Annotated in this window: 19 protein-coding genes; 3 read left to right on the top strand and 16 right to left on the bottom strand. The window is 59.2% G+C overall.

Annotated features, from left to right (window positions below):
- Nucleotides 1–68: 68 nt before the first annotated feature.
- The 8 genes from WA225_RS01920 to WA225_RS01955 all read right to left on the bottom strand — a co-directional run bounded on the left by WA225_RS01920 (nt 69) and on the right by WA225_RS01955 (nt 8347).
- Nucleotides 69–590, bottom strand: coding sequence for a hypothetical protein (locus WA225_RS01920; protein WP_127928949.1), 522 nt, complete (start codon nt 588–590; stop codon nt 69–71).
- Nucleotides 548–838, bottom strand: coding sequence for a DUF1778 domain-containing protein (locus tag WA225_RS01925; RefSeq protein ID WP_127928950.1), 291 nt, complete (start codon nt 836–838; stop codon nt 548–550). Before WA225_RS01925 ends, WA225_RS01920 begins: the two co-directional genes overlap by 43 nt.
- 289 nt (nt 839–1127) lie before the next feature.
- Complete coding sequence (locus WA225_RS01930; RefSeq protein ID WP_175553845.1) at nt 1128–1508, bottom strand: DUF6124 family protein; 381 nt, start codon at nt 1506–1508, stop codon at nt 1128–1130.
- 349 nt (nt 1509–1857) lie between these two features.
- Nucleotides 1858–2190, bottom strand: coding sequence for a DUF2790 domain-containing protein (locus tag WA225_RS01935; protein WP_422606654.1), 333 nt, complete (start codon nt 2188–2190; stop codon nt 1858–1860).
- An 80-nt stretch (nt 2191–2270) separates the two neighbouring features.
- Nucleotides 2271–2474, bottom strand: coding sequence for a co-regulatory protein PtrA N-terminal domain-containing protein (locus tag WA225_RS01940; RefSeq protein ID WP_422606655.1), 204 nt, complete (start codon nt 2472–2474; stop codon nt 2271–2273).
- 224 nt (nt 2475–2698) lie between these two features.
- Nucleotides 2699–5848 carry a CusA/CzcA family heavy metal efflux RND transporter gene (locus WA225_RS01945; RefSeq protein ID WP_422606656.1) on the bottom strand — a complete coding sequence of 1050 codons (3150 nt, stop codon included), beginning with the start codon at nt 5846–5848 and terminating at the stop codon, nt 2699–2701.
- Between the two features lie 14 nt (nt 5849–5862).
- Nucleotides 5863–7050 carry an efflux RND transporter periplasmic adaptor subunit gene (locus WA225_RS01950; RefSeq protein WP_422606657.1) on the bottom strand — a complete coding sequence of 396 codons (1188 nt, stop codon included), beginning with the start codon at nt 7048–7050 and terminating at the stop codon, nt 5863–5865.
- A gap of 49 nt (nt 7051–7099) precedes the next feature.
- Entirely contained in the window at nt 7100–8347 is a 1248-nt protein-coding gene (locus WA225_RS01955; RefSeq protein ID WP_422606672.1) for a TolC family protein, read from the bottom strand.
- Between the two features lie 534 nt (nt 8348–8881).
- Between WA225_RS01955 and WA225_RS01960 the strand changes: the two genes are divergently transcribed.
- Both WA225_RS01960 and WA225_RS01965 read left to right on the top strand, forming a co-directional pair.
- Complete coding sequence (locus WA225_RS01960; RefSeq protein WP_095048087.1) at nt 8882–9556, top strand: heavy metal response regulator transcription factor; 675 nt, start codon at nt 8882–8884, stop codon at nt 9554–9556.
- The gene (locus WA225_RS01965) at nt 9553–10986 is read left to right on the top strand and encodes a heavy metal sensor histidine kinase (RefSeq protein WP_422606658.1); all 1434 of its coding nucleotides are present in this window, start codon (nt 9553–9555) and stop codon (nt 10984–10986) included. Before WA225_RS01960 ends, WA225_RS01965 begins: the two co-directional genes overlap by 4 nt.
- A 393-nt stretch (nt 10987–11379) precedes the next feature.
- On the opposite strand, the gene WA225_RS01970 is transcribed toward WA225_RS01965, so the two are convergent.
- From WA225_RS01970 to WA225_RS01995, 6 genes are read right to left on the bottom strand one after another with little or no spacing between them, the layout of a single operon-like run.
- Complete coding sequence (locus WA225_RS01970) at nt 11380–13122, bottom strand: ABC transporter substrate-binding protein (protein WP_129392184.1); 1743 nt, start codon at nt 13120–13122, stop codon at nt 11380–11382.
- Nucleotides 13123–13169: 47 nt separating this feature from the next.
- Complete coding sequence (locus WA225_RS01975; RefSeq protein ID WP_103305295.1) at nt 13170–13442, bottom strand: DUF2160 domain-containing protein; 273 nt, start codon at nt 13440–13442, stop codon at nt 13170–13172.
- 10 nt (nt 13443–13452) lie between these two features.
- The gene (locus WA225_RS01980; protein WP_102357788.1) at nt 13453–14253 is read right to left on the bottom strand and encodes a carbohydrate ABC transporter permease; all 801 of its coding nucleotides are present in this window, start codon (nt 14251–14253) and stop codon (nt 13453–13455) included.
- A 9-nt stretch (nt 14254–14262) separates the two neighbouring features.
- On the bottom strand, nt 14263–15129 hold the full coding sequence (locus WA225_RS01985; RefSeq protein ID WP_007961995.1) for a carbohydrate ABC transporter permease: 867 nt from the start codon (nt 15127–15129) through the stop codon (nt 14263–14265).
- The gene (locus tag WA225_RS01990) at nt 15126–16235 is read right to left on the bottom strand and encodes an ABC transporter ATP-binding protein (protein ID WP_064389296.1); all 1110 of its coding nucleotides are present in this window, start codon (nt 16233–16235) and stop codon (nt 15126–15128) included. The genes WA225_RS01985 and WA225_RS01990 overlap by 4 nt, the downstream gene beginning before the upstream one ends.
- Nucleotides 16235–17329: an ABC transporter ATP-binding protein gene (locus tag WA225_RS01995; protein ID WP_422606659.1), complete on the bottom strand. Its 1095-nt coding sequence runs from the start codon at nt 17327–17329 to the stop codon at nt 16235–16237. The genes WA225_RS01990 and WA225_RS01995 overlap by 1 nt, the downstream gene beginning before the upstream one ends.
- A 372-nt stretch (nt 17330–17701) precedes the next feature.
- Here WA225_RS01995 and WA225_RS02000 point away from each other — a divergent pair, with 372 nt between their 5' ends.
- Entirely contained in the window at nt 17702–19540 is a 1839-nt protein-coding gene (locus tag WA225_RS02000) for a sigma-54-dependent Fis family transcriptional regulator (RefSeq protein WP_422606660.1), read from the top strand.
- A 175-nt stretch (nt 19541–19715) separates the two neighbouring features.
- On the opposite strand, the gene WA225_RS02005 is transcribed toward WA225_RS02000, so the two are convergent.
- Complete coding sequence (locus tag WA225_RS02005; protein ID WP_422606661.1) at nt 19716–20933, bottom strand: MFS transporter; 1218 nt, start codon at nt 20931–20933, stop codon at nt 19716–19718.
- A 469-nt stretch (nt 20934–21402) separates the two neighbouring features.
- Nucleotides 21403–22785, bottom strand: a complete 1383-nt coding sequence (gene cysS / locus WA225_RS02010; protein ID WP_008082133.1) for a cysteine--tRNA ligase — start codon at nt 22783–22785, stop codon at nt 21403–21405.

Consider the following 22785-nt stretch of genomic DNA (forward strand, 5'->3'; position numbering starts at 1 on the left):
GCTCTGCGGTCGCGACATAATCAACCCGCTATCGAGACAACCTAGCGGGTAGTTGATTAAACCAGGCTTTAGCGTAAAGGCAGCATCAGGGTTATAGGGGAAATATCGGGGCACGGAATGAACCCTGCGTACTTGATATAAAAGCTCGACAGCCGATCATTCAAGGGATGAACAATTATTGCGCTGGATCCGATCGACTGAGACGCGTTGAGAGCTCTTTCAATCGCATCTTGCAGTAAATCGATGGCGAAGCCCTGGCCCTGAGCTTCCCGTGTCACGCCCATACGCCCCAATAGAGTTACCGGATGGACACTGGGCGAATTGCGTTGACTGCTTTTCGGCATGACGCTGGCACGGGCGACTGATCCGCTGGAGAGCGTGTAATAGGCCATCACATTCGACGTACCTTTGAGGCAACTGACGTAAACAACAGCCTGCTTGGTGGATTGGGCTTTTCGCGCCTTCCTCAGCAGGTATTGGTCAATGGTCACCTCACCAGAATCGAAGGCATCGAGTTCGTGTCGGTCGTTCAGCTTCTCGGGGGCGGTCAACTCCAACGTTTTGGACGTGCGAGCAGTTGGTGCAGGCATTCGTTACCTCGAGCCGGATTGGCTTCAATAGCCTGTTCGAATGCGTCAAATGCGCCGTCGTCGAGAAGGAACAGTCGTTTATCCAGAATCACCTCTTCAGCTTTTTGGCAGGCAGCTTCCAGGATAAAACTTGTGCGATCACGACCAGACATGGCAGCCGCCAGATCGATCAGATTACGTTTCTTTTCGTCCGCTCTCATGTTGATTGGAACGGGTTTGGATTTTTCAACACTTTCAGTTGTGGACATTGTTCTGTTTCCCATCTGGGTAGGTGATGCTGGAACTGGAGCCTCCTTATGGCGTTAGCACATCAGATTTTGTTTATTTTTCATTTTCTGACTCCTTGAGTGGCCCGGAGAGGTTTAGGCCATGCTCTTAACGTGAGATCTAACGTTTGAGGTGCGAAACCATGAGAGCGGCTTCGGAGTCGATTCTATACCGACCGTGTAGCCAATGCATATACGCGTATAGCTTTCAGATACACGGTCGTTTTGTTTACCTATTACGAGAAAAAGATCCTCGCCAAAGGACCTTCGCCTACGTCGTGACCTCCACGTTATCCAGCGCTTTGTTCACCGCCAGCTCGCCAAGCATGACGACCTGCGCAATCCCCAACAGCGTCTTGCGGTGGGTGCCTTCCAGCATCGCCGCGAAGTCGCCGAGCATCACTGTGGCCGACGACAGCGATTCGCTGGCGTTGGCCAGTAATGATTCGGTGTCGGCTTTGGGATTGACCAGGAACATCTGGTTGGGGATGTATGGCGCGGACATGATGGCGGCTGAGGGTTTGAGGTAGAAATCGAGGGCGCGGTCGGCGGCTTCGTGGAGTTTTCTAGTCTCAATGGAAACGTAGGGGGATGTTGAGTTGGCGTCGGGGATGGCGTCTGTTTCGGGGGGATTAGGGGTTGGCTTTTTCATGGTGTATCTCCAGTCTTGCGGTGGAGCTGGCCCTTTCGGTTCCACGCGAGGGGTGGCAGCTGTACGCAGGTTGGAACCCGGGGACCAGAGAAAACCCGGCAGACTCGAAGTCTCCCGCGCACAGCCGCCATAACAGAGTGCACACCATGAAGGTGCGCAAGCATACGTCATGAAAGCCACTTTTGCGCTTCTTGGGTCCCGGGGTTCCAAACCCGATCGCTGAATTGGCAGCGACCCACACACACTAGAGAGCCAACGTCCGACGGACAACCTGAAAACATTGTGGGAAGGTTCTGCTTTTCCCACATAAACTTTAAACATCACGAATTGAAATACACAACGTGCGCCATCAGCTGCCGCCGTTTCGACACACTCCCATCACGCTGTACTTGATGGTGTTGAGCTGACCGTTGGAGTCCTCATAAGTCATGGCCGTCGGCACCACTTTGCACGCAGACTGCGGCTTCACCACGCTCACCACCTTGACCACGTCCAGCTTCATTCCGTATTCGTAATCCTTCACCACCGGCGGCGCCTTGCCCTGGTTGGCGGCGTACTGTTCCATGGCTTTGCCGTTGGCGCTGAGCGCGCGTTCAAAGGTACGGTCACCACCGCCCTCGGCCAGCACATTCACCGACATCGCCATGGTCGCGGCGAATGCAATCAACTTGAGTACTTTCATATCCATTTCCTTCCCGTCCGGGCTTGAAAAAAAAGCCCGGCATCGATGCGCGATGAAGGGCTTGTTCAGGTGCAGCAGGCTTACAGGTCGCGGGTCTTGTCGTCTTTCTTGTCATTGACGACAACCGGGTTGTCGGCGGCTTTTTCCTTGGCGACGAACAGCTCCATGGAACGGTCGTTGCTGGTCACCATGCGCTCGAATGTGCGGTCGCCGCCGCCTTCGGCCAGGGCCACGGAAGAGATCGCCAGAGCGGCAGCGAAGGCCGTGAGTCGGGTAAGTTTCATCTTTGATTCCTCGTTTAAGTAACTGACGGGATCAAAGTAACAAGGCGCACCTTTCGTGACGGTGGCGGGGAAATTACATATCCGTTATGTGCCTGCCCAATCGTCTGGATGGCCGCAAAACTACTGTGGGAGCGAGCTTGCTCGCGAAGAGGCCGTATCAGTCGACTGATTAGTCGAATGACACAACGCCTTCGCGAGCAAGCTCGCTCCCACAGGGGGATTAACTATTGAATTGGAACAGCGTCCTCATCCCGGCGATGGGCGAGTTGATAGAGCGCCGGCAAGATCAGCAGCGTCAGGATCGTCGAAGACAGAATCCCGCCGATCACCACGGTCGCCAGTGGCCGCTGCACCTCCGCACCGGTGCCGGTCGCCAGCGCCATCGGAATAAAGCCCAGCGACGCGACCAGTGCCGTCATCAACACCGGCCGCAAACGCGTCAGCGCGCCTTCGTTAATGGCATCGGTCAGCGAACGTCCCTCTTCCCGCAAATTCCGGATAAACGCAATCATCACCAACCCGTTCAACACCGCCACCCCGGACAACGCGATAAACCCGACACCCGCCGAAATCGACAGCGGAATATCGCGCAACCACAGCGCCATGACCCCGCCAGTCAAGGCAAACGGAATCCCGGTAAACACCAGCAAACCGTCCTTAAGGTTGTTGAACATCATGAACAACAAACCGAATACCAGCAGCAGCGCCACCGGTACCACGATCTGCAAGCGCTTGGCCGCTGATTGCAGTTGCTCGAACTGTCCACCCCAACTGGTCCAGTAACCCGCCGGAACCTGCACGTCACGTTCGATCACCTCACCGGCCTCGCTGACGAACGAGCCGATATCCCGCCCGCGCACGTTGGCGCTGACGATCACCAGACGCTTGCCGTTCTCGCGGCTGACCTGATTCGGCCCGAGCACCAGATCCAGACTGGCGACTTCTTGCAGCGCAATGAAACCGATCTGATTCGCCGTACCATTGACCGCAGGCACCGGAATCAGCAACGCCGACAGCCCATCGATGTCCTTGCGCATGGCATCGGACAAACGCACAACCATGTCGAAACGCCGATCCCCTTCATACAACGTCCCGGCCTGCCGCCCGCCGACCGCAACGGCAATGGTGTCCTGCACATCACCGACGTTGAGCCCATAACGCGCGGCCTTGTCGCGATCGATGTTGATGGTCAGCACCGGCAACCCGGTGGTTTGTTCGACCTTCACCTCGGAGGCGCCATTAACCTTTTGCATCGCCGTCGCAATCTTCGCCGCCGTGGCATTGAGCACGTTCATGTCATCGCCGAACACCTTCACCGCGACATCGCTGCGCACGCCCGAGATCAATTCGTTGAAGCGCAGTTGAATCGGCTGCGACAGTTCATAGTTGCTGCCCGGCAACGTCGCGGCGGCGGTTTGCAGTTCGGCCATCAGGGTTTCGCGGGACTTGCCCGGGTCCGGCCACTGCTCTTTCGGCTTGAGCATCACGTAGCTGTCGGAGATATTCGGCGGCATCGGGTCGGAGGCGATTTCGGCGGTGCCGGTGCGGGCAAACACGCGCTCGACTTCCGGCACTTTCGCCAAAATCAAAGTTTCCAGACGCTGCTGCATGTCCACCGATTGCGTCAGGCTGGTGCCCGGCACGCGCAGCGCTTGCAGGGCAAAATCGCCCTCACTGAGGCTTGGCACAAACTCGCTGCCCATACGACTGGTGAGCACACCGCTGAGCACGATCACGCTCAACGCCGCGCCCACTGCGATTGCGCGATGCGACATGACCCAGGCCAGCGCCGGTGCATACACACGACGCGCACCGCGCATCACCGCGCCCTCTTCTTCCTTGACCTTGCCGGTCACGAACAGCGCAATCGCCGCCGGCACAAAGGTCACGGAAAGCAGCATCGCCCCAAGCAACGCGATGACCACGGTAAACGCCATCGGGTGGAACATTTTCCCTTCGACGCCGCTGAGCGCGAAGATCGGCAGGTACACGACCATGATGATCAACTGACCGAAAATCAGCGGTCGCCGCGCTTCCTTCGCCGCCGCGAACACCTCCTTGAAACGCTCGGCACGGGTCAACAAACGACCTTGATGCTGCTGCGCGTGAGCCAATCGGCGCAGGGTGTTTTCGACAACCACCACCGCGCCATCGACGATGATGCCGAAGTCCAGCGCGCCGAGGCTCATCAGGTTGGCGCTGACCTTGTTGCTGAACATCCCGGTAAAGGTGAATAGCATCGACAGCGGAATCACCATCGCGGTAATCAGCGCCGCGCGGATGTTGCCGAGGAACAGGAACAGAATCGCGATCACCAGAATCGCGCCTTCGATGAGGTTCTTTTTCACCGTGGCGATGGCTTTGTCGACCAGATGCGTACGGTCGTAAACCGGCACCGCGATCACGCCTTGCGGCAGTGATTTATTGATCTGTTCAAGCTTGCTGGCGACGGCTTGCGAAACGGTGCGGCTGTTCTCGCCGATCAACATGAACACCGTGCCGAGCACCACTTCACGACCGTTTTCCGTGGCCGCGCCGCTGCGCAATTCGCGGCCGATTTCCACCGTCGCGACGTTCTTCACGCGGATCGGCGTGCCGTCGACATTGGCCATGACGATGTTGGCAATGTCCTCGGTACTCGCCACTTGCCCCGGCGCGCGGATCAGCAACTGCTCGCCGCTGCGCTCGATGTAACCGGCGCCGACGTTGGCGTTGTTGCGCTCAAGCGCCGTGACCAGATCAGTAAGGGTCAGCTTGTATGCGGCCAGGCGTTTCGGGTCCGGCGCGATCTGATATTCCTTGGCGAAACCGCCGATGGTGTTGATCTCGGCGACACCCGGCACGTTGCGTAATTGCGGCTTGATGATCCAGTCCTGAATCACCCGCAGATCGGTCGGTGTGTAGGCTGTGCCGTCGTCCTTGAGCGCCCCCTCCTTCGCCTCGACCGTCCACAAAAAGATCTCGCCGAGGCCGGTGGAAATCGGCCCCATCAGCGCTTCGGCGCCTTCGGGCAATTGCTCCTTGGCGATCTGCAGACGCTCGTTGACCAATTGGCGGGCGAAGAACAGGTCAGTGCCGTCCTTGAAGATCACCGTGACTTGCGAGAGGCCCGAGCGCGACAGTGAACGGGTTTGTTCGAGTGCCGGCAGACCGGCCATCGCGGTTTCAATCGGGAAGGTGATGCGCTGCTCGGTTTCCAGCGGCGAGAACCCGACGGCACCGGTGTTGATCTGCACCTGGACGTTGGTGATGTCGGGCACGGCGTCGATCGGCAGTTTTTGATAACTGGCGATGCCGAGGCCGGCCATGAGCAGAACGGCGAGCAGGACGATGATGCGCTGCTCGATGGCAAACTGGATCAGGCGTTCGAACATGGGAGTCTTCCGGATCAGTGGCTGTGCTCGGCTGAGGCTTTGCCCAGTTCCGATTTGAGGACGAAGCTACCGGCGCTGGCGACTTGCACGCCCGGTTCCAGGCCTTGGGTGATTTCCACGTGGCCGGCGGCGCGGCTGCCCAGCTCTACCGCGCGGGCTTCGAAACCGTCGTCGGTGCGCACGAACACTGTGGGTTTGTCCTCTACGGTCTGGATCGCGGTTTCCGGCACGGCGACTTTCGCTTCGCGGCTGTCGGTGGCGACCAGCGCGGTGACGAACAGACCGGGGCGCCATGAGCCTTGCGGGTTTTCCAGCGTCACGCGTACGGTTGCCGTGCGGGTTTGTTCGCCGAGCAAGCTGCCGACGTAAGCCACGCTACCGTTGACTTCCGCGTTCAGTTCCGGGGCGCTGACGGTGACCGCTTTGCCCACTTGCACCTTGTTCAGATCCTTCGGTGAAACGCCGAACGTCACCCACACTCGCGACAGATCCGAGAGGGTGAACGCCGCTGTACTTTCATCAACGACCTCGCCCGGCGTCAGGTGTTTTTCCACCACCACGCCGTCGAACGGTGCGCGCAACTCGTAGCGATTGCCGCCAGTGGCGACCACGCTGCCGCTGAGCACGCTGATCTTCTGCTGCGCATTGCTCAGGGCAATTTCAGCTTCCTGCAACGCCTGGCGCGCCTGGAGGAAATCCTGCTCGGCGGAGATCTTGTCCTGCCAGAGTTTCTTCTCGCGCTCATAGGTGGTGCGCGCCAGGGCCAGACGACGTTGCGCGGCGGCTTGCTCGCTGCGCTGATCAGAGATCTGCTGACTGGCGATCACCGCCAGCAACTGGCCCTTTTTCACCGTTTGCCCGAGGTTGACCGCCACCGACTCGACCACACCCGGGACGCGCGGCACCACGTGAGCGGTGCGGTCTTCGTCAAAGCGCACTTCGCCGGGGAACGGCAGGCCGCGGCTGATGGTTTGCGCCTTCGCTTCGGTGAGTTGAATGCCGGCAGCGGTGATCTGCTCAGCGCTTAACTCAATGTGCCCCTCTTCGGCATGCTCGGCCGCTGCACCTTCTTGCGCATGATCGGCGTGTTCAGACGCCTCATCGGCATGCGCGTCGATGCTGGAGTTACCCGCCCACTGCGAGCCGATGCCAATGCCCAGCGCCAACGTCGCCACCGTGACCACCATCAGTTTTTTATCCATGGAAACTCCTCTGCGCCGTGCCTGCGCGCAGTTGTCTGAAAAGTGAAATTCAAGGGCGGACGTTGAGGTCGCCGAAGATCCGTTCGAGGCGTACGCGGGCGTCGGTCGCTTCGCTGACGGCCTGGATGTATTGGCTTCGCGCGGCGATCAAGGTGCGTTGCGCATCGAGCACATCGAGAAAGCCGAACTTGCCCATTTCGAAACCGCGCGTGGCGCTGTCGACCGCACGTTGCGCGGCGGGCAGGATGGTCTGGTTGAACGCGGTGACTTCGCCGTTGGCGGTCTGCCATTGCTCGAGACTGGTCTGGATTTCCGTGCGCAAGCGCAGCTCGGTGGCGTTGCGCAGGTCGCGTGCCTGGTCGGTTCTGCGTGCGGCCGCGAGGACGTTGCCCTGATTGCGGTTGAACAGCGGAATCGGCATCGACAGGCCGACCACGTTGACGCGTTCGCGCTCGGTTTCGCTGTATTGGCTGCCGATGCTCACGGTGAGATCGGGAATGCGCTGGGACTTTTCCAGGCCCAATGAGGCTTCGCGCTGATCGATCTGCAACTTGGCCAGACGCAGTTCGGCAGTCTCGTTCAGACGCTCGAGCAATCTTGTCGGTGGAGGAACGGCCGGCATGCTTGGCGTGGGCGCCTGTACCTGGGTCGACGTCGGCAACGGGGCGCCCATGACTTGCGCCAACTGCTGATATGCATTGGCCTGATCGCGTTCGGCGCGGCTCAGCTCCAGGCGCACTTGCGAGAGCTGCACCTGTGCGCGCGTGCCCTCGACCGGCGACGATTTGCCCGCCTCGATCCGTCCTTGCGCCACGCGCAAACCGTGCTCGGCCAGTTGCAGGGATTGCCGGGACAGCTGCAAACGTTGCTGCGCGGTTTGCGCACTGTTGAACGCCTGAATCACATCGGCGCGCAGGGCATTGCGCTTGCGTTCCAGTTCGATGCCGGCAGCGTCCTGTGCACGGCTGGCGACGTCGATGCGCGCGCCGCGCTTGCCGCCCAGTTCGATCGGCTGACTGAGCATCACCGTGGTCGTGCGCGAATCGCGCCGAGTGTCTTCGGCTTCCCACGACACTTCGGGGTTGGGGATCAGCCCCGCCTGTTGGCGGTCACCTTCGGCAATGCCGATTTCCCATTGCGCGGCGGCTAAATCCGGGTTGCTGGCGAAGGCGCTCTTCAGGGCTTGATCCAGCGTCAGGGTCGTTGCGTTTGCAAGGCTGGTACAGGCCAGCAACAGGATGACGCTGGCGGTTTTTTTCAGGCGTGATCGCGCCGTCAGTTCTATTAAACCGGGCAATGGCAGACTTCCTTTATTCAAGATTCTTCAATGCCGCCACGGTAGGGTTTTGAACTTATCGACAAGGTGACTGGAACATTACAAATCCGTTATCCACGGTTTGCCGAAGTTGTTTTGTTCTAGGATGTGAAGTGCAAATAGGGTTGCCGCAATACATGGAAACAAATGCGCACTAGTTATCTGCTGAACAGCACTTGCCGGAATCAAAGTGATGGGGATTTTTGGGTTTGTGCTGCGACCGACTGTCGCAGAATACTGATCTAAAGCGTTTGGGCGTTGACCCTGTAGCCACTACAACCTTTATTGTCCGGACTTGCCCTCACCCCAGCCCTCTCCCGGAGGGAGAGGGAGCCGACCGAGGTGTCTGACACTTTCCATCGACCTGTTACATCAAGTCAATTATGGATTCAGTAAATTTGGTTCACGTCGGCGTAGTTGTGAAATATCCCGCATTCAGTCCCCTCTCCTATGGGAGAGGGTTAGGGTGAGGATCTTTTAAATTAAATACCCATTAATTAAAAGTGGTGAAAGATCATGCGAATCCTTGTCGTCGAGGACGAGCTTAAAGCTGCCGAATACTTGCATCAGGGTTTGACCGAAAGTGGTTATGTCGTTGACCACGCCGCCACCGGTGCCGATGGTTTGCATCTGGCGCAACAACAGGCCTATGACCTGATTATTCTCGATGTAAATCTGCCGGAACTCGATGGCTGGGGTGTGCTGGAACAGTTGCGCCGCACGCATTCGACGCGGGTGATGATGCTCACCGCGCGCGGGCGCCTGGCCGACAAGATCCGTGGCCTCGATCTGGGCGCCGACGATTATCTGGTCAAGCCGTTCGAGTTTCCCGAACTGCTGGCGCGGGTGCGCACCTTGATGCGTCGTAGCGAAAACATCCCGGTGCCACAGGTACTGAAAGTGGCCGATCTGGAGCTTGATCCGGGCCGCCATCGCGCGTTTCGCGGGCAACAGCGCATCGACCTGACCACCAAGGAATTCGCCCTGCTGCATCTGTTGATGCGCCAGTCCGGCGAAGTGCTGACGCGCACACAAATCATCTCGTTGGTGTGGGACATGAATTTCGATTGCGACACCAATGTCGTTGAGGTGTCGATCCGCCGCTTGCGGGCGAAGATCGACGATCCCTTCGACAGCAAGTTGATCCATACCCTGCGCGGTGTCGGCTACGTGCTGGAGGCACGGGAATGAAGCCGGCCAGCCTGTCGATGCGTCTCGGTTTGACGGTGAGTATTCTCGGCGCACTGTTGGTGGTGTTTCTGGCGATCCTTGCCTATTTCGCGTTGACCCATGAGCTCAATGCGCTGTCTCGCGACAGCCTGGAAAAGAAGATGGCGCAGGTCGAACACAGCCTGTCGCTGTACGTCGACGCCAATGAAATCGGCGGCAAGCCGCATATTCTTCTGGATCAGGTGATGGGCCACGACAACCTCACGCTGACGATTTATGACCGCTTGAACCAGCGTTCGCCGTTGCTCAAATCCGGGAGCGGCTTGAGTGACCCACGGGTTGAATTGAAGGCGGTGCGGGCGACCACCGATCAACTGGCCTACTCCGACAGCATCGATGCCGAAGGGGCGAAGTTCCTCACGGTGTCCAAGCTGATTCGTCTCAAGGACGGCAACAGCGTGCCGGTGCTTTTGTCGATGGACAACGCCCATGATCAGGCTTTGCTCAGCGCCTATCTGCGTTCGACGCTGATTGCCTTGCCGTTGTTGCTGGTGTTTATCGGCCTGACCGCTTGGGGCGCGGTGCAGCGTGGTTTGGCGCCGCTGCGCGAGTTTCGCAAAGTCGCGGCGATGGTCTCGACCCAGGATCTGGAACATCGATTGTCCGTGGTGAACATGCCGCAGGAGTTGAGCGAACTGGCGCAAGGCATCAACTTCATGCTGCATCGACTCGATGCCGGGGTGCAGCAGTTGTCGCAGTTCTCTGATGACCTGGCGCATGAGCTGCGCACGCCGATCAATAACCTGATGGGCAAGGCGCAGGTGACCTTGTCTCGCGAGCGCACGACCGAGGAATACAAGGACGTGCTGGTGTCGTGCACCGAGGAACTGGAGCGCGTGGCGCGGATTGTCTCGGACATGCTTTTTCTCGCGCAGGTCAGTCATCCGTCGGCACTGGCACCGTTTGAAGCGGTGGCGCTGGAGGTTGAAGTGGCTAAGGTGGCCGAGATGTTTTCGTTGTCGGCGCAGGACAAGGATATTCATTTGAATGTCGTTGGCAGTGCGACAGTGATGGGCGATCGGTTGATGATTCAGCGGGCTATTTCCAATCTGCTGTCCAACGCGCTGCGTCATTGCCCGAACGGGAAAACCGTGACGCTGCTGATTGAACAGAGTGCAACGCAAGCCTCCCTGCTGGTCAGCAACCCCGGCGCCGGGATTGAGGCTCAGCATTTGCCGTACCTGTTCGACCGCTTCTACCGCGTCGACAGCAGCCGCTCGCGTTCGCAGGGCAGCACCGGGTTGGGCCTGGCGATCGTGCGCTCGATCATGAGCCTGCATCAGGGTGTGGCGGAGGTGAAGAGTTTGCCGGGGGCGATGACCGTGTTCAGGCTTGGGTTTCCGGCGGTGACGCCAATGGCCCCTTCGCTTGCAGGCAAGCTCCCACAGTGATTTGCGGGGTACCCGAATCTTGTGAACACTAAAAAAACCTGTGGGAGCTGGCTTGCCAGCGATGACGGCGGGTCGGTCGATATCAATGGTGAATGTCAGATCGAATCGCTGGCAAGCCAGCTCCCACAGTGATCTGCGGCGTGCCCGGAGTTTGTGAACATCACAGAAAACTGTGGGAGCTTGGCTTGCCAACGATGGCGGCGGGTCGGTCGATATCAATGTTGAATGTCAAATCGAATCGCTGGCAAGCCAGCTCCCACAGTGATATGCGGCGTGCCCGGAGTTTGTGAACATCACAGAAAACTGTGGAAGCTTGCCTGCAAGCGATGGCGGTAGATCAGGCGCAAAAAAAACGGCACCTTGCAGTGCCGTTCGCCTTTCACATTTCAGCTGTTACTTGCGCGCATCCGCCCACGATTTCAGCAGTTCGTTGTAGCTCACGGTCTCGCCTTTCGGCTTCTCGTTGGCCAGTTTCGGTTTCGGTGCGCCCGGTTGGTCAAACCAGTATTGCGCGTCGCGTTCCGGGTTCATTTTCGGTGCGCACACCGCTTGGGCCTTGGAGCGTTCCAGGCGCGTCATGATCGCGTCCTGATCCTTGGCCAAACCATCGAGTGCCTGTTGCGGGGTTTTCTCGCCACTGGCCGCTTCGGCGATGTGGCTCCACCACAGTTGCGCCAGACGCGGATAGTCCGGCACGTTGGTGCCGGTCGGGGTCCATTGCACGCGGGCCGGGCTGCGGTAGAACTCGACCAGGCCGCCGAGTTTCGGCGCCAGGTCGGTCATCGCTTGCGAGTTGATGTCCGACTCGCGAATCGGCGTCAGGCCGACGATGGTTTTCTTCAGCGACACGGTTTTCGAGGTGACGAACTGCGCATACAACCACGCCGCCAGTTTCTGTTTCTCAGGCGTGGATTTCATGAACGTCCACGAACCCACGTCCTGATACCCAAGCTTCATGCCCTCCTCCCAATACGGCCCACGCGGCGATGGCGCCATCCGCCATTTCGGCGTGCCGTCGGCGTTGACCACCGGCAGGCCCGGTTTGGTCATGTCGGCGGTGAACGCGGTGTACCAGAAGATCTGCTGAGCGATGTTGCCCTGCGACGGCACCGGACCGGACTCGGAGAAGGTCATGCCCGCCGCTTCCGGTGGGGCATAAGCCTTGAGCCAGTCGACGTATTTCTGCGTGGCGAATACCGCCGCCGGGCCGTTGGTGTCGCCGCCGCGGGTCACGCTGGAACCCACCGGGTGGCAATCCTCGACGCGAATCCCCCACTCGTCCACTGGCAAACCGTTGGGCAGGCCCTTGTCGCCGCCACCGGCCATGGAGAACCAGGCATCGGTGAAGCGCCAGCCCAGCGACGGGTCTTTCTTGCCGTAGTCCATGTGCCCGTAAACGCGCTTGCCGTCGATTTCCTTGACGTCTTCGCTGAAGAATTTGGCGATGTCTTCATAGGCCGACCAGTTCACCGGCACGCCCAATTCATAGCCGTACTTTTCCTTGAACTTGGCTTTCAGATCGGCACGCTCAAACCAGTCAGCACGGAACCAGTAGAGGTTGGCGAATTGCTGGTCGGGCAGTTGATAGATCTTGCCGTCCGGCGCGGTGGTGAACGAGATGCCAATGAAGTCCTTGATGTCGAGGGTCGGCGAGGTGAAGTTCTTGCCTTCGTTGGCCATCAGGTCGGTGATCGATTCGGTCTTGCCGTAGCGAAAGTGCGTACCGATCAGGTCCGAGTCGTTGACCCAGCCGTCATAAATATTCTTGTCCGACTGCATCACCGTCTGCATTTTCTCGACCACGTCGCCTTCTTGCAGCAGGTCGTGGGTGAGCTTGATCCCGGTGATTTCGGTGAAGGCCTTGGCCAGCACTTTCGACTCGTATTCGTGGGTGGTCAGGGTCTCGGAAACGACCTTGATTTCCATACCGCGAAACGGCTCGGCGGCCTTGATGAACCACTTCAATTCTTCGAGCTGCTGTTCAGCCGTCAGGGTCGACGGTTTGAATTCACTGCCGATCCATTTTTTCGCCGCGTCTTCGTAGGCATCAGCCCAAGCGACTGCGCTCAAACCGCTGAGTGCCAGCATGGCTGCCAATGAAATGCTATGTCGCAGCTTATTGTTTTTGTCGAACATAGAGACCTCCTGTTTAAGTTGTGGAGCCGCGTTGCCGAACGACTCGACTAGCCCCAACGCATCACAGCCAACAGCCACACCAGGGACAACGCGGACGCCACCCAGATGCTCCAGTCGGTGGCGCCGATCACCAGCAAATGCAGGTAGGCGCTGCCGAGAAGACCGATAAACAAACGATCGCCACGGGTGGTGGCAATCGGCAGAAAACCTCGCCGCAGGATGCTCGGCGAGCGCAATTCCCAGGTGGTCATGCCCACCAGCAGCAGACCAATGGCGATGAAGAACCCCGCGGTCGGGGTGGTCCAGCTCATCCATTCCATCATCAGCTCCTCAGACCCGGCCGAGGGCAAAGCCCTTGGCCACGTGGTTGCGAACAAACCAGATCACTAGCATGCCCGGCAGAATGGTCAACACCCCCGCCGCCGCCAGCACGCCCCAATCGATACCCGATGCTGAAACCGTGCGCGTCATCACCGCCGCAATCGGCTTGGCGTTTACCGAGGTCAACGTGCGCGCGAGCAGCAGTTCGACCCAGGAAAACATGAAGCAGAAAAACGCAGTGACACCAATGCCGGAGCCGATCAGCGGGATGAAAATCTTCACGAAGAACTTGGGGAAACTGTAGCCGTCGATGTAAGCGGTTTCGTCGATTTCCTTGGGCACGCCAGACATGAAGCCTTCGAGAATCCACACCGCCAACGGCACGTTGAACAGGCAGTGCGCCAAGGCCACGGCGATGTGCGTGTCGAACAGGCCAATCGATGAATACAACTGAAAGAACGGCAGCAAAAACACCGCCGGCGGCGCCATGCGGTTGGTCAGCAGCCAGAAGAACAGATGCTTGTCACCAAGGAAGCGATAACGCGAAAACGCATAGGCCGCCGGCAACGCCACGCTCAGCGAAATCACCGTGTTCAGGCTGACGTAGTACAGCGAGTTGAGATAACCGTTGTACCAACTCGGATCAGTAAAGATCACCTTGTAGTTGTGCCAGGTGAAATCCTGCGGAAACAACGTCAACCCACCGAGGATTTCGGTGTTGCTCTTGAACGACATGTTCAACAGCCAGTAGATCGGCACCAGCAGGAACAGGATGTACACCAGCAACGGAATAAGCTTTCTTTTGCTCATGGCCGGGCCTCAGCGGTTGGCGTCGGAGTGCGTCATGGCGGTGTAGAACAGCCAGGACACCAACAGGATGATCAGGAAGTACACCAGCGAAAACGCCGCTGCCGGACCGAGGTCGAATTGCCCTACCGCCATTTGCGTCAACGTCTGACTCAAGAAGGTCGTGGCGTTGCCCGGCCCGCCGCCGGTGAGCACGAACGGCTCGGTGTAAATCATGAAACTGTCCATGAAGCGCAGCATCACCGCGATCAGCAGCACGCTCTTCAGCTTGGGCAACTGAATGTGTCGGAACACGGCCCAGGCCGAGGCGCGGTCAATGCGCGCGGCCTGGTAATAAACGTCGGGAATCGCGCGCAAACCGGAGAAACACAGCAGCGCCACCAGTGAAGTCCAGTGCCAGACGTCCATCACCAGCACCGTCACCCAGGCGTCCATGGTGTTGGCCGCGTAGTTGTAACTGATGCCCAGCGCATTGAGGCTGGAACCGAGCAAACCAATGTCGGCACGGCCGAAGATCTGCCAGATCGTGCCAACCACGTTCCACGGGATCAGCAGCGGAATCGCCAGAATGATCAGCACCACCGATGACCAGCGGCCCTTGGTCGGCATGGTCAGGGCAACGGCAATGCCCAGCGGAATTTCAATCAACAACACGCACGCCGAGTAGATGAACTGACGCAGCAACGAGTCATGCAAACGCGGATCAAGCAACACCTGCTTGTACCAGTCGGCACCGACGAAGTAGCGACTGGACTGGTCGAAGATGTCCTGCACCGAATAGTTGACCACGGTCATCATCGGGATCACCGCACTGAACGCCACCAGCAGGAACACCGGCAACACCAGCCACCAGGCCTTGTTGTTCTGCACCTTGTTCATGGCTGCACCTCTTCGTCGGCTTCCAGCAGAAACTCATCGGCATAAACCATTAGCCACTGCGCCGGAAAACTGATGTACGCGGTGCCCTGCGGTACCGGTTTGTCTTCGGCCAGGCGCACCTTCAGCGGCGCACCGTCGAGGTCGAGGGTCATGATCTTGTAGGTGCCGAGGTCTTCGACGTGTACAACCCTGGCCTGCATCGCGTCATCAAACGGCTCGTCCCACACGTGAATGAACTCGGGGCGGATGCCGACCTTCAGATTTTTCCACTGACCGTGCTCGATATGTCGCTGCATGGCGTCGGACAAAGGCAAGTGCGTCGAGGCGAAACCAACACCGCCGGGTTGCGGCTGCACTTCGATCAGGTTCATCCCCGGGCTGCCGATGAAGTAGCCGACAAAGGTGTGGCTCGGCCGCTCGAACAATTCCCGTGGCGTGCCGAACTGCACAATCTGGCCGCCGTACATCACCGCAATCTTGTCGGCGAAGGTCGAAGCCTCCAGTTGATCGTGGGTGACGTAGACCATGGTGATGTTGAACTGCTCGTGGATCTGCTTGAGCTTGCGCCGCAGTTTCCACTTCAGGTGCGGGTCGATCACCGTCAGCGGTTCGTCGAAGAGGATCGCCGAAACGTCGTCACGGACCAGACCACGGCCCATCGAGACTTTCTGTTTTTCGTCAGCGGTGAGGTTGCGCGCCTTCTTGCTCAGCAGGTTTTGCAGGTCGAGGACTTCGGCGATTTCCTGCACCTTGCTGTGCACTTTCGCCTCGGCCATGCCCTGATTGCGCAGGGGGAAGGCGAGGTTATCGAACACGGTCATGGTGTCGTAGACCACCGGAAACTGGAAAACCTGAGCGATGTTGCGCTTCTCCGGGGTCAGGTCGTTGACCGCTTTGCCGTCGAACAAGACGTGACCCTGCGAGGGGCTGAGCAGGCCGGAAATGATGTTGAGCAAGGTTGATTTGCCGCAACCCGACGGCCCGAGCAAGGCGTAGGCACCGCCCTGCTCCCAGACGTGATCCATCTCGCGGATCGCGTAATCCTCCGCACCACTCGGGGTTTTGCTATAGCTGTGGGCGAGGTGCTGCAAACGGATTTCGGCCATCAGGCAACCCTCGCGACACGCCGGCCCGGTGCTTGCACCAGCCGGCCTTGCGCATCGAAAACAAACAGTTTGTGGGTCGGGATGTAAATGCGGATCGGCGCATCGACGTCGTATTCGTGAACGCCGGGCAGGTGCAGCACCAGCAGGAAATGCTCGTTGCGCACGTGCAGGAAGGTTTCCGAACCGCTGATCTCGGCGACTTCGACGGTGACCGCCAGTTCGAGATCGTCATCGTTGCTCGGCACCAGCGAGATGTGGCTGGGGCGCACGCCGAAACGGAACTCGCCCTCGCCCACCGGGCGCAGATCGACGTTCAACGGGAAGTGTACGAAGTTGGCAAAACTCACTTCGTTGCCGGCGATGCGCCCGGGCATCAGGTTGATCGGCGGCTCGGAGAACAATTCGGCAGCGAGCACGGTTTGCGGCTGGTGGTACACCGAGGTCGACGGGCCGCTCTGAATCACCCGCCCTTCGTGAAGAATCGTCGTGGTGCCGCCGAGGGCCAGCGCTTCATTGGGCTCGGTGGTGGCGTAAATGGCGATGGTGTGGCGCGCCTTGAACAGCTCGCGCATTTCCTGACGCAGCTCTTCGCGGAGTTTGTAGTCGAGGTTGACCAGCGGCTCATCAAAGAGGATCAGCTCGGCGTCCTTGACCAGCGCACGGGCCATGGCGGTGCGTTGCTGTTGACCACCGGAGAGTTCCAGCGGATAGCGTTGCAGAAACTTCTCGATGCGCAGCATCTTCGCGGTTTCCTGCACTTTGCTATGGATGACTTCTTTGGACACACCGGCCTGACGCAACGGCGAGGCGATGTTCTCGAACACGGTCATGGTCGGGTAATTGATGAACTGCTGATAGACCATCGACACGTTGCGCAAGCGCACCGGGCGTTGAGTGACGTCGACGCCGTTCATCAGGATGCGGCCGCTGTCGGGCTTGTCTAAACCTGCCATTAAACGCATGAGGCTGGTTTTGCCGGACAGCGTGCGGCCGAGCAAAACGTTGAACGAACCGGGTTCGAATTTCAGGCACGCATCGTCGATCCAGGTCTGGCCCTCGACGGTACGGCTGACGTGCTCCAGGGTGAGTGACATGGCTCGGCCTTTTTATTATTGGAGTCAAGCGACCTGTGCACGGGAGCGAGTTTCGTGCCAGAAATGGCAAGTGGTTGATTTGTCGTGAAAATCGTTGAAAGCGCGGGAATTGGGCGTTCATTGCTGAACACATTTGAACAGTTGGGCGATTGACAATGAACAATAGTGAACAACACTCTATGAACTCATTTCGGTGAACACCGGAGATCCTGTGGGAGCGAGCTTGCTCGCGAATGCAGTGTGTCATTCAACCGATTCGGTGACTGATACGACGCTTTCGCGAGCAAGCTCGCTCCCACAGTTGATCTGTGTTGTTCTCAGGATTTGGGTTCATAACAACAATAAAAATCGCTGCATCAGAGGCCCACTGCCATGGCCGCACCTGCCCCGCCACTGTCCCACGATGCGATCGTCCAGACGTCCTGGCAACGTTGTCGCGCGTTCGGGCTCGACCACCAGAGCACGCCCGCCTTCGATCAATTGCCCGCCGCCGGCATCGCGCAGTTGCTCGACAGCCATCACTCACTGGTGCAGACCACGCACCAGGAAGTCCTGCCCTATTACGAAAACATCCTCAGCAACTCCAACTGCCTGATCATGCTCGCCGACAATCAGGGCCAGGTGCTGACCTCGTGGGGCACGCAGCGCTTTATCGAGCCGACCCTGGCCCGAGGTTTTCAGGCCGGGGCGAGTTGGGTCGAGCGCACCAGCGGCACCAATGCGATCGGCACGGCGCTGGCGTGCGAACAAGCGGTACACATCGAACACGATGAACACTTTCTCAAGGCCAACCGTTTCATGACCGGTTCCGCCGCGCCGATTTTCGATGCCGAGCGCAAGGTCATCGCGGTGCTCGATGTCTCCAGCGACAGCTACCTGCCGCCCTCGCACACCTTGGGCATGGTCAAGATGATGAGCCAGACCGTGGAGAACCGGTTGATCCTCAACCTGTTCCATGGCCAGCATTTTCAACTGACCTTCAATACCGGGTTGAACAACCTCGACAGTCAGTGGGCCGGGTTGTTGATCTTTGATGAGAGCGGTCAGGTGTTGTCGGCCAATCGTCGGGCCGACAATCTGCTCGGCGTGCGCTTGTCACGGGTCAGTGTCGAGAGCCTGTTCAACGTGTCGTTGTTGGAGCTGATCAATCAGCCGGATGGCTTGCCGTTTGCCTTGCAGACCTCCGGGCGTAATCGTTTTCAGTGTTTGTTGAAGCGGCCGAAGCAGGCGTCGATTCAGCCGCGCGTGTTTGCTGCTGAACCGAAAACCGCCACGCCCACCGCCATCAGTCTCAACACCCTGCACTTCGGCGACAGCCGCGTGGAAAAAGCCGTGCGGCAGGCTGAGCGTTTACTGGAGAAAGACATTCCGCTGCTGATTCACGGCGAAACCGGGGTCGGCAAAGAGGTCTTCGTCAAAGCCCTGCATCAGGCCAGTTCGCGCAGCAAACAGGCATTTATCGCCGTCAACTGCGCGGCGATCCCCGCCGAACTGGTCGAGTCCGAGTTATTCGGTTACGAGAAAGGCGCGTTCACCGGCGCAAACCAGAAAGGCAGCATCGGCCTGATTCGCAAGGCGGACAAAGGCACGCTGTTCCTTGATGAAATCGGCGATATGCCGCTGCCGACGCAGGCGCGGTTGTTGCGGGTGTTGCAGGAGCGTTGTGTGCAGCCGGTGGGCAGTAGCGAGTTGTTTCCGGTGGATCTGCGGATTATCTCGGCGACTAACCGCTCTTTGCGTGAACAAGTGCAGTTGGGCCGGTTTCGTGAGGATTTGTATTACCGCATTGGTGGATTGACGCTGGAGTTGCCGCCGCTGCGGGAGCGCAGTGATAAGGAGGCGTTGTTTAAACGACTGTGGGAGCAGCATCGCGAGCCGACGCAGTGGGCGGGGTTGAGCCCGGAGGTGCTGGAACTGTTCAGCCGTCATCCGTGGCCGGGGAATTTGCGGCAAGTCAGCAGTGTGATGCAGGTGGCGTTGGCGATGGCTGAGGAGCAGCCGGTGAGGCTGGAGCATTTGCCGGATGATTTTTTTGTTGATCTGGAGATGGAACCGGTGGGGAGCGCGGCGCCGTTGGGACTGGATCTGAATGATGTTGAAGCCTTGAACCGGGAGTTGAAGGCTTCCGGAGGTAATATTTCGCACCTGGCGCGACGTTTGGGTGTTAGCCGCAATACGCTCTATAAGCGGTTGCGGCAGATTGAAGGTTGAGTGAATCCCGGTCCCCTCACCCCAGCCCTCTCCCCCAGGAGAGGGAGCCGACCGAGGTGTCTGGCGCTGGACATCGACCTGAACGACTGTGTTGATTATGGATTCGGCACAGCACGTTCAGGTCGGTGTATCTCTCGAACATCCCCCAATCAGTCCCCTCTCCTGGGGGAGAGGGCTAGGGTGAGGGCGAAAATTCCGGCTCAACATGCGCAACCGAAGCCGCCGCCAATGTGCGCAACCCGATCAGCACAACCACCACCATCATTACCCCTGCCCCAATCGCCACGCCGAACCCGGCCCGTGCGCCCCAGGCATCAATAACCAGCCCCGCCAGCATGCCGCCCAGCGCAACGCCAATGCTGATGCCGGTGGTCATCCACGTCAGCCCTTCAGTAATCCTCGATGGCGGGATGATGATCGTCCCCAGCTTCATCACCACGACCATCGTCGGCGCAAACGAAATCCCGGCAATAAACAGCGTGACTGACAAGACATAAACGTCCGCTGCAAAAATCGGCAACACGCCGGTGAACGCCGTGACCAGAATCCCGATCAGGAACTGTTTTTCGATCGCCAGCGAAACCCTCATCGCCCCGAAGGTCAGGCCCGCCACCAGTGAACCGAACGCATAGGCGGCGAGGATGAAGGTTGCGGATGCTGGCCAACCCTGCGCATTGGCGAACGCCACGACGGCGACATCGATGGCTCCGCCAATGACTCCCATCGCCAACAGCGCCAGCACAATGGTGCGTACACCGGAAATCAGCAGGGTTGAGCCGCCATGGCTGGCGTGGCCGACGACAACCTTCGGCTCAGTCTGGCGTTGTAGCAGAAACGCCGTGACCCCGACGGCCAGCAGCCCGACCGCAACCAGCGGCCCGGCCTCGGCAAAAAAACTCACGCTCAAACCGATCGCCAATGGCGGGCCGACGATGTAGGCCATTTCGGTGAGGACCGTGTCCAGCGAGAACGCCGTGTGCAACTGCGGTTTGCCCCGGAACAACTGCGTCCATCGCGCGCGGATCATCGACGGCATGCTCGGCATCGTCCCCGCCAATGCCGCCAGCACAAACAGCAGTGCGACAGGCGCGCGCAAGTAGACGGCGGTGATCAGCGCCAGCAGCATGGCAATGCTGAACGCGGTGACGACGGGCAGCACGCGACTCTGGCCATGTTGGTCGACCAGTCTGGAGATGTGCGGGCCGAGCAGTGCATTGGCCAACGTGAACGTACCGGCCACGGCGCCGGCCAGCCAGTAAACCCCGGTTTGCTCAACCAGCATGGTGATGATGCCGATGCCGATCATTGCCTGCGGCAATCGGGCGATGGAGCTCGCGAGCACTAACCCGGTGGCACCGGGGGTCGTCAGCAGCTCGCGGTAGTGATTGGCCATGATGTTTCCCTTACATGATCGTCGCCGCTCAGCATCCGGCCGAACGCGTTGCCGACATCAAGACCTACGCGAACGTCAAAAGCAACCCTCACCCCAGCCCTCCCGAAACGTCGGACCGCCCGGAGGGAGAGGGAGCCGACCGAGGTGTCTGGCGTAATGCAGCGACCTGTAAGAACCAGTTGATTATGGATTCGGCAAAAATCGCTCAGGTCGGCGTATTTCTTGAGCATTCCCCAATCGGTTCCATCTCCCTCTGGGCGGTCCGACGTTTCGGGAGGGTTAGGGTGAGGGGCTTTTCTCGCGGCCAAACAAAAACCCGCACTAGGCGGGTTTTGTTGATCGTTCCCACGCTCCGCGTGGGAATGCAGCCCGGGACGCTCTGCGTCCCTGCAAAGCCGAACGCGGAGCGTCCGAGGAGGCGTTCCCACGCAGAGCGTGGGAACGATCATCACGCTCCGCGTCCCTGATCTCAGTCAGCCAGACGCCAGGTAGTCCCACCCTTGCCGTCTTCCAGCACAACACCCATCGCCGTCAGCTGATCACGAATCCGATCCGACTCAGCCCAATCCTTACCCGCCCGCGCCGCCAGACGCGCGGCAATCAGCGCATCAACCTCAGCCGCATCGACACGCCCTTCAGCGCCCGCCTGCAAGAAGTCATCGGCCTCCAACTGCAACACACCCAACACGCTCGCCAGCTCTTTCAGACGTGCCGCCAGACCCGCCGCCGCATCAAGATCGCTCTCACGCAGACGGTTGATCTCACGCACCATCTCAAACAGCACCGCGCACGCTTCCGGCGTGCCGAAGTCGTCGTTCATCACCGTGGTGAAACGCTCGACAAACGCTTCGCCGCCAGCCGGCGCCACAGTCGGCAAACCTTTCAACGCGTGGTAGAAACGCTCAAGCGCGCCCTTGGCGTCCTTGAGGTTGTCTTCCGAGTAGTTGATCGCGCTGCGGTAGTGGCTCGACACCAGCAGGTAACGCACGACTTCCGGGTGGTACTTTTCCAGCACGTCGCGAATGGTGAAGAAGTTGTTCAAGGACTTGGACATCTTCTCGCCATTGATGCGAATCATGCCGCAATGCATCCACGCGTTGGCGTAGGTCTTGCCGGTGGCCGCTTCGCTCTGGGCGATTTCGTTTTCGTGGTGCGGGAACTCGAGGTCGCTGCCGCCGCCATGAATGTCGAAGGTCTCACCGAGGCAGCAGGTGGACATCACCGAGCACTCGATGTGCCAGCCCGGACGCCCGGCGCCCCACGGCGATTCCCAGCTCGGCTCGCCCGGTTTGGTGGCTTTCCACAGGACGAAGTCCAGCGGATCCTGCTTGGCTTCGTCGACTTCGATGCGCGCGCCGATGCGCAGGTCTTCGATCTTCTTGCGCGACAGTTTGCCGTAACCCATGAACTTGGCGACGCGGTAGTACACGTCGCCATTGCCCGGGGCGTAGGCGTAACCCTTGTCGATCAAGGTCTGGATCATGCTCAGCATGCCCGGAATGTGATCGGTGGCACGCGGTTCCATGTCCGGCTTGAGGATGTTGAGGCGCGCCTCGTCCTCGTGCATCGCGGTGATCATGCGCTCGGTCAGCGCGTCGTACGGCTCGCCGTTTTCGCGGGCACGATTGATGATCTTGTCTTCGATGTCGGTGATGTTGCGCACGTACGTCAGGTTATAACCGCTGAACCGCAACCAGCGGGTCACCAGGTCGAACGCGACCATGCTGCGGCCGTGGCCAATGTGGCAGTAGTCGTACACGGTCATCCCGCAGACGTACATGCGCACATTGTTGCCATCGAGCGGTTTGAAGACTTCTTTGCTCTTGGTGAGCGTGTTGTAAATCGTCAGCAC

The organism is Pseudomonas sp. (assembly GCF_049300855.1).
Taxonomy (GTDB): Bacteria; Pseudomonadota; Gammaproteobacteria; order Pseudomonadales; family Pseudomonadaceae; genus Aquipseudomonas.

Excerpts from the sequence above, each read along its gene's own strand:
- WA225_RS01920 (WP_127928949.1), bottom strand. The coding sequence starts at position 590 with ATGCCTGCACCAACTGCTCGCACGTCCAAAACGTTGGAGTTGACCGCC.
- WA225_RS01985 (WP_007961995.1), bottom strand. The coding sequence starts at position 15,129 with ATGAACAAGGTGCAGAACAACAAGGCCTGGTGGCTGGTGTTGCCGGTG.
- WA225_RS01945 (WP_422606656.1), bottom strand. The coding sequence starts at position 5,848 with ATGTTCGAACGCCTGATCCAGTTTGCCATCGAGCAGCGCATCATCGTC.
- WA225_RS01950 (WP_422606657.1), bottom strand. The coding sequence starts at position 7,050 with ATGGATAAAAAACTGATGGTGGTCACGGTGGCGACGTTGGCGCTGGGC.
- WA225_RS01930 (WP_175553845.1), bottom strand. The coding sequence starts at position 1,508 with ATGAAAAAGCCAACCCCTAATCCCCCCGAAACAGACGCCATCCCCGAC.
- WA225_RS01980 (WP_102357788.1), bottom strand. The coding sequence starts at position 14,253 with ATGAGCAAAAGAAAGCTTATTCCGTTGCTGGTGTACATCCTGTTCCTG.
- WA225_RS01990 (WP_064389296.1), bottom strand. The coding sequence starts at position 16,235 with ATGGCCGAAATCCGTTTGCAGCACCTCGCCCACAGCTATAGCAAAACC.
- WA225_RS01965 (WP_422606658.1), top strand. The coding sequence starts at position 9,553 with ATGAAGCCGGCCAGCCTGTCGATGCGTCTCGGTTTGACGGTGAGTATT.
- WA225_RS01940 (WP_422606655.1), bottom strand. The coding sequence starts at position 2,474 with ATGAAACTTACCCGACTCACGGCCTTCGCTGCCGCTCTGGCGATCTCT.
- WA225_RS01935 (WP_422606654.1), bottom strand. The coding sequence starts at position 2,190 with ATGAAAGTACTCAAGTTGATTGCATTCGCCGCGACCATGGCGATGTCG.
- WA225_RS02005 (WP_422606661.1), bottom strand. The coding sequence starts at position 20,933 with ATGGCCAATCACTACCGCGAGCTGCTGACGACCCCCGGTGCCACCGGG.
- WA225_RS01960 (WP_095048087.1), top strand. The coding sequence starts at position 8,882 with ATGCGAATCCTTGTCGTCGAGGACGAGCTTAAAGCTGCCGAATACTTG.
- WA225_RS01970 (WP_129392184.1), bottom strand. The coding sequence starts at position 13,122 with ATGTTCGACAAAAACAATAAGCTGCGACATAGCATTTCATTGGCAGCC.
- WA225_RS01925 (WP_127928950.1), bottom strand. The coding sequence starts at position 838 with ATGTCCACAACTGAAAGTGTTGAAAAATCCAAACCCGTTCCAATCAAC.
- WA225_RS01975 (WP_103305295.1), bottom strand. The coding sequence starts at position 13,442 with ATGGAATGGATGAGCTGGACCACCCCGACCGCGGGGTTCTTCATCGCC.
- WA225_RS02000 (WP_422606660.1), top strand. The coding sequence starts at position 17,702 with ATGGCCGCACCTGCCCCGCCACTGTCCCACGATGCGATCGTCCAGACG.
- WA225_RS01995 (WP_422606659.1), bottom strand. The coding sequence starts at position 17,329 with ATGTCACTCACCCTGGAGCACGTCAGCCGTACCGTCGAGGGCCAGACC.